Origin of the sequence: Enterococcus gallinarum NBRC 100675, assembly GCF_001544275.1 — a bacterium.
Lineage (GTDB): Bacteria > Bacillota > Bacilli > Lactobacillales > Enterococcaceae > Enterococcus_D > Enterococcus_D gallinarum.
Map to the genome: position 1 here is coordinate 60,395 of NZ_BCQE01000022.1, position 6,278 is coordinate 66,672.

Annotated in this window: 6 protein-coding genes, 4 tRNA genes and 1 riboswitch; of the genes, 3 read left to right on the forward strand and 7 right to left on the reverse strand. The window is 43.1% G+C overall.

The window, feature by feature from the left end; all coding sequences use genetic code 11:
• Positions 1-15 precede the first annotated feature (15 nt).
• From EG2_RS13005 to EG2_RS13015, 3 genes are read left to right on the forward strand one after another with little or no spacing between them, the layout of a single operon-like run.
• Positions 16-666, forward strand: a complete 651-nt coding sequence (locus tag EG2_RS13005) for a phosphatase PAP2 family protein (protein ID WP_060815074.1) — start codon at positions 16-18, stop codon at positions 664-666.
• Between the two features lie 24 nt (positions 667-690).
• Positions 691-1,674: a TIGR01212 family radical SAM protein gene (locus tag EG2_RS13010; protein WP_029487327.1), complete on the forward strand. Its 984-nt coding sequence runs from the start codon at positions 691-693 to the stop codon at positions 1,672-1,674.
• Positions 1,649-2,224 (forward strand): class I SAM-dependent methyltransferase, encoded by a 576-nt coding sequence (locus EG2_RS13015; protein WP_060815075.1) that lies wholly within the window; start codon positions 1,649-1,651, stop codon positions 2,222-2,224. Before EG2_RS13010 ends, EG2_RS13015 begins: the two co-directional genes overlap by 26 nt.
• 24 nt (positions 2,225-2,248) lie before the next feature.
• Here EG2_RS13015 and EG2_RS13020 read toward each other — a convergent pair whose 3' ends face one another.
• The 7 genes from EG2_RS13020 to EG2_RS13050 all read right to left on the reverse strand — a co-directional run bounded on the left by EG2_RS13020 (position 2,249) and on the right by EG2_RS13050 (position 6,270).
• The gene (locus tag EG2_RS13020) at positions 2,249-3,031 is read right to left on the reverse strand and encodes an alpha/beta hydrolase (protein ID WP_021149016.1); all 783 of its coding nucleotides are present in this window, start codon (positions 3,029-3,031) and stop codon (positions 2,249-2,251) included.
• A complete protein-coding gene (locus EG2_RS13025) occupies positions 3,031-4,512 on the reverse strand; it encodes an MDR family MFS transporter (protein ID WP_060815076.1) in 1,482 nt (493 codons plus the stop codon). The genes EG2_RS13020 and EG2_RS13025 overlap by 1 nt, the downstream gene beginning before the upstream one ends.
• A 67-nt stretch (positions 4,513-4,579) precedes the next feature.
• Positions 4,580-5,764: a methionine adenosyltransferase gene (gene metK, locus EG2_RS13030; protein ID WP_003128403.1), complete on the reverse strand. Its 1,185-nt coding sequence runs from the start codon at positions 5,762-5,764 to the stop codon at positions 4,580-4,582.
• Positions 5,762-5,844: riboswitch (SMK box riboswitch) on the reverse strand. It overlaps the preceding gene by 3 nt.
• 102 nt (positions 5,845-5,946) lie before the next feature.
• A tRNA-Glu gene (locus tag EG2_RS13035) sits at positions 5,947-6,018 on the reverse strand.
• A gap of 14 nt (positions 6,019-6,032) precedes the next feature.
• Positions 6,033-6,106: transfer RNA gene (locus EG2_RS13040), tRNA-Ile, on the reverse strand.
• Between the two features lie 16 nt (positions 6,107-6,122).
• A tRNA-Gly gene (locus tag EG2_RS13045) sits at positions 6,123-6,193 on the reverse strand.
• Positions 6,194-6,197: 4 nt separating this feature from the next.
• Positions 6,198-6,270 (reverse strand) — tRNA-Phe (locus EG2_RS13050).
• Between the last annotated feature and the right edge of the window lie 8 nt (positions 6,271-6,278).

Genomic DNA, 6,278 nt, shown 5'->3' on the forward strand with positions numbered 1-6,278 from the left:
ATGAGGATTTTTTTTATGAACAAAAAACTGTATTATCAATTCGCCGGCAGCTGTTTTTTGCTGCTCTTTGCCTTTTTAGGCTATGTTGTCAAATTCTATCCAACTTGGCTGAATCCTTTCGATGAAAGTAGCACTCGTTTGATCCGTAGCGGTTACCCTTTTTTGACTGATTTTTTCCTATGGGTGACCAAGTTTGCTAACCCAGTAACGATTGGGCTGCTTTTCATTGTTGTATTGGTCGTGTTACTTATCAACCGCTTTTATTCCGAAGCACTGTGGCTCAGTTTCGGTACGATTGGCATCTCAGCGGTCTTCAATCCGTTGATTAAATTATTCTTTATGCGGGAAAGGCCAACACTGGAACATTTAGTGTTGGAGACAAGCTCTAGTTTTCCTAGCGGACACTCCACTGGCAGCATGGTATTTTATGGAACCTTACTTCTGCTGGTTCCTGTCTTTTTCCAGTCACAAACGTTACGCTGGGGTATGAGAATCTTGCTTGGCTTACTGATTTTTCTGATCGGTATCAGTCGGATCTATCTAGGTGTTCACTTTCCTAGCGACGTACTCGGCGGATTTTGTGTGGGACTCTCTTGGCTGTTACTGACCTATCCGTACTATTTGGAAAAGCGTTTTGTCTGGCGTTTCCAACAAAAACAATCTTAGAAAAAAGAAAAGAAGGTAAAATCCATGAATTCATTCCCCTATGCCGAAAATCAGCATAAACGTTACCATTCTTGGAATTATGCGCTACGTCAGGAATTTGGTGAAAAAATCTTTAAAGTACCGATCGATGCTGGCTTCGACTGTCCCAATCGAGATGGTACTGTTGCAAAAGGTGGTTGTACCTTTTGCAGCGTATCTGGTTCAGGCGACATGATCGTTGCACCTGAAGCCCCGCTGCCCGTTCAATTTCATAAAGAAATCGATATGATGCACAAAAAATGGCCCCATGTCGATAAGTACATCGTTTATTTCCAAAATTTCACCAATACCCATGCCCCAGCTGCAGTCATTCGTGAGCGGTTTGAACAAGTTTTGACCATGCCAGGTGTCGTTGGTGTTTCTATCGGTACACGTCCTGACTGTCTTCCAGACGATGTGGTAGACTATCTAGCTGAATTGAACCAACGCTTTTATTTGTGGGTGGAATTAGGGTTACAAACAACCTTTGAAACCACCAGCAACGCAATCAACCGCGCCCATGATTATCAAACATATCTTGATGGTGTCGCTAAATTGAGAAAACATGGCATCCAGGTCTGTACCCATTTGATCAATGGACTCCCTGGTGAAACATTAGAAATGATGCGGGAAAATGTGCGGAAAACAATCTTGGACTCAGATATTCAAGGGATCAAACTCCATCTCTTGCATTTGATGCGAAATACCCGCATGCTCCGGGACTATCATGAAGGCAAGCTGCAATTGATGCAAAGAGAGACTTATGTCTCTTTGATTTGCGACCAGCTAGAAATGATTCCTGCGGAGATCATCATTCATCGTCTGACAGGTGACGCTCCTTGGGATGCTTTGATTGGACCTATGTGGAGTCTCAAAAAATGGGAAGTCTTGAATGAGATCGATAAAGAAATGCTGCGCCGCGACTCCTATCAAGGAAAATTTGATGTTAGAAAAGAGGCTATCTATGCTACAAACAGCCATGCGTTATAGCCACACTCTCTTACAAGAAGTCGTCAAACCCGGACAGATCGTAGTTGATGCCACCATGGGAAATGGCCATGATACCGAGCTGTTGGCAACACTAGTCGGACCTGAAGGCAAAGTCTATGCCTTTGATATTCAGGAACAAGCAGTGACAACAACAAAAGAACGCTTGTTAGCAAAAGGACTCCTGCCGCAAGTTGAACTGATCCACCAAGGACATGAAACACTAGCAGATTACGTCCCTGATGCCGTTCATGCAGCTATTTTCAATCTAGGTTACTTGCCAAAGAGCGATAAAGAAATCATTACTTTACCTGAGACGACCGAACAGGCACTGCAAGCGTTGATCCAACGTATTGTTCCTTGCGGTCGGATCATCCTTGTATGCTATTATGGCCACGAAGGCGGACCTGAAGAGTTAGAAGCTGTTCATCGCTTTTGTCGTCAATTACCACAAGCGCAATTTAACGTGCTGTCCTATCAATTCATCAATCAGCGCAACCAACCACCAGTCCTGTTTTGTATCGAACGAAAAAAAACATCAGAGAACCGTTGACTATTCTTCGGTCTCTGATGTTTTTTATTTTCCTTCAACGAGCCAGTTTAATACCCGTTGGATCCACTGATCCCAAAATTGCCAATCGTGATCTCCGGAACCAGACTCAAATGTCACTGCCAAGTCACGTTCCTGCATTTTTGCAACTGCATATTCACTTGCAGGAAACAGTTGGTCTTCTGTTCCACAACTAATATAAAAGCGCGGTGCCTTTTGCGGATCAATCGTATCAATCAAATGGATCAAATCATTCTCTGAACCTTGGAACTGATCCAATGGACCAAAAATCCCTTCCCAGTAAGAAGTATTTCGAATCTTTAAAAGAGAATCCATGCTTTCAGCAATCGCTAACGCCCCGGACAAAGAGGCAACGGCAGCAAAACTCTCTGGTTTACGCAAACCCAACTTAACGGCACCATAGCCCCCCATAGATAGACCGGCAGCAAATGTCTTCTCCCGATCACTGCTCAATTGAGGAAACAGCTCTCGGCAGATTTGCGGTAACTCTTCTGCAACAAAGGTCCAGTACTTCATATCATAAGTTGTGTCTGTATACCAAGCCAAATCAGTCGACGGCATGATCACTGCCATTTGATAGTCGCTCACATAGCGCTCGATCGAAGTTCGTCTTTCCCAGACACTATGATTACCGCCCATTCCATGTAATAGATATAGAACTGGTAATTCTTTTTGATCATTTTTTGTAGTTGTACCTACCTTTTTGATGGTAGTTTGGGGGAGAATCACGTTTACCATTACTTCCATTTCAAGAACATTTGAATAGATATTTGCTTGTATAAAAGCCATCAAATCACCTGCGATTCTTTTTTTATCATTGTACCAGATTCTCGCCGAATTGTACGGGCAAACACCAAAGCAAGTACAATCAGCAACAATCCTAATCCATATACCCAATGTAATCCATCGTACAAAATTGCTCGTAATTGAAGCAGAATGTCTGTTGAAAGTTTCTTAGCAGCAGTTGGGTCCACTAAGCGATTCATGATTTCCTGATCTTGAATACCTGCTTCTTTCAAACCAAAATTATTGCTGATATTCAAGACGATCCCGAAAACAGAAACCATGATTGTCTGACCAATTGTTCTTAATAGCGTATTGAAAGAGGTCGCTACCCCAATTTGTGAATGAGGAACACTCGTTTGAGCAGTCACGGTACAAACGACCATCGTTGCTCCCAATCCGATTCCGGTAATTGAAGAGATTCCTAAAAACCAGAGAAAAGACGTTTTCATTGGGGTAATGAAAAGCCAGATTGCGCCAACAAGCGTAATGAATAGACTAGCCGTCAGGACCCATGAAACCGACCGCTTCAGCAACCAGCGGCTGGCTAGAAATGAGCCGACCATCCATAAAATCGATAACGGTGCTAGTACAAGACCACCGATACCTGCACTCATTCCTAAGACTCCTTGCATCCACATTGGGATATACACATCGATCCCCATCAAAAAACCGCTGGCTAGTGCTGCGACAATATTTACTACCACAAAAGTTCTAGAATGGAATAACGCTAAATCAATTAATGGATCTGCTGCTTTTTTCTCTACTCGATAAAACAGCAGGAATGTTACAATAGCCAAAATCAGTAAGCTTACCACAGCAATACTTAACCCCTGATCGCCTAATAACTGAAACCCTAAAAGCAGAGAAACTAATGTGACCATCATAAAAAAGCTACCAAGTAAATCCATTTTCCCAGATTTCTTCGTCTTTTTGGTTTCATGAAAATAAAACCAAATCATGCCCAGAAGAAACACGCCAATTGGCACATTAATAAAAAAGATCCAGTGCCAACCGACTGTATCAACAATCACACCACCAGCTAATGGACCGACGACACTAGCAATCCCCCAAGCAGTACTGTTCAAACCTAAGACTTTCGCTCTCTTTTCTACAGGGTACAAGTCGGCGATGATCGTCAATGCAACAGGCATCATCGCACCAGCCCCGATTCCTTGAACAGCTCTCGAAAGGATCAGTGTCAGCATGCTGTTTGACAAGCCACAGAGTGCGGAACCAATCATAAAGAGCAGTGTCCCAAATAAAAAAATCGGTTTACGACCAATGTTATCGGCAAGTTTACCATAAATGGGTGTCAACATAGCACTAGTCAATAAATAAATCGAAAAAACCCAATTCATGATCTCGATCCCGTGTAAAGAACCAACGATCGTCGGCATAGCAGTCGTAATGATCGTCCCTTCGATAGCCGTCATAAATGTTGCAACAAAAACAGCAATCGTCACACGTGTCACATTCGTTTTCATCATTCTCCCCCTCTTCTAAGTCAAAAAAAAGAACCTCTATTGATTTACATCAACAGAGGCCGCCTCTTTATTCCTTCACACTTGCCAATAAAGCATCCACTTTATCTGTTTGTTCCCATGGCAAGTCGATATCTGTACGACCAAAATGTCCATATGCCGCTGTCTGACGATAAATCGGACGACGTAGATTCAACATTTCTATAATTCCAGCTGGCCGCAGATCAAAATTCTCTCTTACAGCTTGGATCAATTTCTCTTGACTGACTTTTCCGGTTCCAAACGTATCAATTCGAATCGATACAGGTTGTGCTACACCAATCGCATAAGCTAGCTGAACCTCTACCTTTCGGGCAAGTTTCGCTGCAACGATATTTTTAGCAATATAGCGTGCAGCATAACTAGCAGAACGGTCAACTTTTGTTGCATCTTTCCCAGAAAATGCGCCACCGCCATGTCTTGCATATCCACCATAAGTATCTACAATGATTTTTCTACCGGTCAGTCCGGCATCCCCTTGAGGCCCACCGATGACAAATCGTCCTGTCGGATTGATATAATATTTTGTTTCATCGTCTAAAAGAGAAGCTGGTATCACTTCTTTAATCACTTTTTCAATAACGTCATGACGTATCGTTTCATTGTCTACTGCATCATCATGCTGTGTGCTGATAACAACTGTATCCACTCGACGAGGCTGATCTTGATCATCATACTCGACAGTTACTTGGGATTTTGCGTCAGGACGCAAATAGGTCAATTCATTCGTTTTACGCAGTTCTGCTAATCGCCGAACAAGACGGTGACTCAATGCAATCGGTAATGGCATCAATTCTGGTGTTTCATCAACAGCAAAACCAAACATCAATCCTTGGTCTCCGGCACCGATTTCTTCTTCATTCGCTTCATCGCGTACTTCTAATGCATTGTCAACGCCTTGAGCAATATCAGGTGATTGTTCATCAATGGCTACCAATACCGCCACAGTGTCACCGTCAAAGCCGAATTTTGCCCGTGTATAACCGATTCCTTTGATGGTTTCGCGAACAATTTTTTGAATATCTACATAGGCACTTGTCGAGATTTCGCCAAAAACCAATACTAATCCGGTCGTCACCGAGGTTTCGCAGGCAACCCGTGCCATTGGATCTTCAGCAAGCAGCGCATCTAAAATAGCATCACTGATTTGGTCAGCAACTTTATCTGGATGTCCTTCAGATACAGATTCTGAAGTAAATAAATGTTTCTCTGTCATTTTTTGTATTCCCCCTAAATTTCGATTCGGTTACAAGGCATCTTCGCAGCTGCGAATCCTTTCGGGAACTTGCAACGGACTGATTATAACAAATTTTGACCTACTGTGCCTAATTTATGGAAAAACTTTTAAAATTGCCTTTTTTAAAACATAAAAAAAAAGCATTCCAAAGGATGCTTTCATGATCCGTACGGGATTCGAACCCGTGTTACCGCCGTGAAAGGGCGGTGTCTTAACCACTTGACCAACGGACCAAGTAAAAACTCAATGGGCCTAAATGGACTCGAACCATCGACCTCACGCTTATCAGGCGTGCGCTCTAACCAGCTGAGCTATAGGCCCAAAATAAAAAAACTAAAGCGGGTGACGAGAATCGAACTCGCGACAACAGCTTGGAAGGCTGTGGTTTTACCACTAAACTACACCCGCAAGATGGCGCGGGACAGAATCGAACTGCCGACACATGGAGCTTCAATCCATTGCTCTACCAACTGAGCTACCGAGCCATAACGGT

Excerpts from the sequence above, each read along its gene's own strand:
- EG2_RS13005 (WP_060815074.1), top strand. The coding sequence starts at position 16 with ATGAACAAAAAACTGTATTATCAATTCGCCGGCAGCTGTTTTTTGCTG.
- EG2_RS13010 (WP_029487327.1), top strand. The coding sequence starts at position 691 with ATGAATTCATTCCCCTATGCCGAAAATCAGCATAAACGTTACCATTCT.
- EG2_RS13015 (WP_060815075.1), top strand. The coding sequence starts at position 1,649 with ATGCTACAAACAGCCATGCGTTATAGCCACACTCTCTTACAAGAAGTC.
- EG2_RS13020 (WP_021149016.1), bottom strand. The coding sequence starts at position 3,031 with ATGGCTTTTATACAAGCAAATATCTATTCAAATGTTCTTGAAATGGAA.
- EG2_RS13025 (WP_060815076.1), bottom strand. The coding sequence starts at position 4,512 with ATGAAAACGAATGTGACACGTGTGACGATTGCTGTTTTTGTTGCAACA.
- metK (WP_003128403.1), bottom strand. The coding sequence starts at position 5,764 with ATGACAGAGAAACATTTATTTACTTCAGAATCTGTATCTGAAGGACAT.